This is a genomic window from uncultured Chitinophaga sp., assembly GCF_937874145.1.
In the GTDB taxonomy this organism is placed as follows: Bacteria; Bacteroidota; Bacteroidia; order Chitinophagales; family Chitinophagaceae; genus Chitinophaga.
This window is the reverse complement of sequence record NZ_CALNBI010000382.1, coordinates 1-2,331: the sequence shown is the minus strand read 5'-3', so window position 1 is coordinate 2,331 and position 2,331 is coordinate 1. Positions and strand designations below refer to the sequence as shown.

Here is a 2,331-nt window from a genome sequence, read left to right as displayed (position 1 = left end):
TTGCTGCATAAACCCGTAATCTTTCGGCGGGGTAGGCTCGGTGCCGCCGCCGCTGAGGGCTGCGTCGGCCATGGTATTCACTTCTTCCAGGCTGTCGACCGAGATGGAATTGATCACGCCGATGCCCGTTTTGGCGTCGATGATCTTTTTGGAGGTGAACTCGGAGAACTTGCCGTGCGTGAGGAGCATCGCGTAGATTTCCTCGCTCAGCACCATGCAGGCGGCAGTTTCGTCGGTGAAGACCGGGTTGTTGGTGAAACCGATCCTGGTGTAGAATTCCATCGACTTGTTAAGGTCGGCTACCGGGAGATTGATGAAGATTTTCTTTGCCATTTTGTGTGTGTTTATAGGTTAATGGTTTGATGAAACAAAGGTGCTCCAAATAACTGAAACCCATGCAGCCCGAATACGTCAAATAAAGGGGGTAAAAACGACAGTCTTGCCTTATCTTTACTTATAAGATTTCAAAGTCTATGCTAGTAACAGTTTTCGCACCCGAGAAGGGGGTTATTGAAGCCGTAACGCCGCCGTACCGCTCATTCAAGGTGGCGAACGATATGCTGATGGCATTGGGTAAAGATCCCCTGTTCGAGGTGGAGTATGCCGGTCTTTCCGGGTATGTATCCGCCAACGACGGGGAGTACACGATCAAGACGGACCGCCTGCTGCAGGATGTCGGGAAAACCGATCTGCTGATTATTCCGCCGGTTTACGGAGACATCGTGGACGGGATCAGGATCAACAGCGAAGCCATTCCCCACATCCGGCAACTGTACGCCAATGGCTGCAGCGTAGCCAGTTTATGCCTCGGCGCCTTCCTCCTGGCGGAAACCGGCCTGCTGGAAGGCAAGAAATGCTCCACGCACTGGGCTTACCTGGACGAGTTCAGGTCGCGCTACCCGGGTATCGAGGTCGTGGACGGCGCTATTATCACCGAGGTGGAGAACATCTACAGCAGCGGCGGCGCCAGCAGCCTTTGGAACCTCATATTGTACCTGATAGAGAAATTCTCCGACAGGGAAACGGCCGTGCTGATTTCCAAGAACTTCGCGCTGGATATCGGGCGGAGCAGCCAGGCGGTGTTTACCGTGTTCAAGGGGCAGAAAAGGCATGCCGACGAAGAGATCATCAAAGTCCAGGATTACATCGAAAAAAACTACACCGAGAAAATGACGATATACGAATTGGCGAACATCGTCAATTCCGGGCGGAGGACCTTCGAGCGGAGGTTCCGTCAGGCCACCAACAACACCCCTCTGGAATACATCCAGCGCGTACGGATCGAAGCCGCCAAGCGCTTTTTTGAAGCATCCCGGAAAAACGTGAGCGAAGTGATGTTCGACGTCGGATATACCGACACCAGGGCTTTCCGGATCACCTTCAAGAAAGTAACGGGACTGACGCCCGTGGAATACAGGAACAAATATGCCAGGTTTGCCGCGGAAGTCTGAGCGGTCCATTCACTAATTTACCATCAAGGCGTATGATCCTGATTATAGACGACGATATCGCAGTGCGCACCTCCCTCCTGTTGCTGTTGCGCCAGGAAGGGTTCGAAGCTTCCGCCGCCGGCACACCAGAACAGGCCATGGAGGCGGTGGCGGCAACGAGGCCCGCGCTCATCCTGCTGGACCTCAACTTTTCCAACCGCACCACCGGCGAAGAAGGCATGGCCCTGCTGCAAAGGATCAAAACCTACGACCACACTATCCCCGTGATCCTCATTACGGGCTGGGGCAGTATAGAGCTCGCAGTGCAGGGCATGAAGCTCGGCGCGGCCGATTTCATCACCAAACCCTGGAGCAACGAAGCCCTCCTGCAATCCGCGCGCACCGTGATGGCGCTGCAAACGAAGAAACCGCAGCGCGGGATAACGCGCAAGCAGCTCGACAAAGATTTCGATTTTCGGCAGATCATCGGGGAAGACCCGGCCATCCTGCAGGTCCTGGAAACGATCAGCCGCGTAGCCGCTACGGACGCATCGGTGCTCATCACCGGCGAAAGCGGTACCGGTAAAGAACTCATCGCCGAAGCCATCCACCAGAATTCCCGCCGGAAGATGCGCCCCTTCGTGAAAGTGAACCTCGGCGGCATCTCCGCCTCCCTGTTCGAAAGCGAAATGTTCGGGCACGTCCGCGGCGCCTTCACCGACGCGCGGTTCGACCGCACCGGCCGCTTCGAACTGGCGAACAAAGGCACCATCTTCCTCGACGAAACCGGCGACCTCGAGCCTTCCAGCCAGGTGAAACTCCTCCGCGTGCTGCAGGACCGCACGTACGAAGTGCTGGGCAGCAGCCGCACCAAAACGGTGGATGTCCGTGTGGTATGCGC

At 56.1% G+C, this 2,331-nt stretch carries 3 protein-coding genes; 2 read left to right on the top strand and 1 reads right to left on the bottom strand.

Features of this window, described 5'->3' with window-relative positions; genetic code table 11:
- The coding region (locus tag Q0510_RS18725) for a glyoxalase/bleomycin resistance/extradiol dioxygenase family protein (protein ID WP_298715242.1) at positions 1-333 on the bottom strand (333 nt) is incomplete at its 3' end.
- Positions 334-473: 140 nt separating this feature from the next.
- Between Q0510_RS18725 and Q0510_RS18720 the strand changes: the two genes are divergently transcribed.
- On the top strand, positions 474-1,451 hold the full coding sequence (locus tag Q0510_RS18720; RefSeq protein ID WP_298715240.1) for a helix-turn-helix domain-containing protein: 978 nt from the start codon (positions 474-476) through the stop codon (positions 1,449-1,451).
- 32 nt (positions 1,452-1,483) lie between these two features.
- Positions 1,484-2,331, top strand: an 848-nt coding sequence (locus tag Q0510_RS18715) for a sigma-54 dependent transcriptional regulator (protein WP_298715239.1), incomplete at its 3' end; no start/stop codon positions are given.

Excerpts from the sequence above, each read along its gene's own strand:
- Q0510_RS18720 (WP_298715240.1), top strand. The coding sequence starts at position 474 with ATGCTAGTAACAGTTTTCGCACCCGAGAAGGGGGTTATTGAAGCCGTA.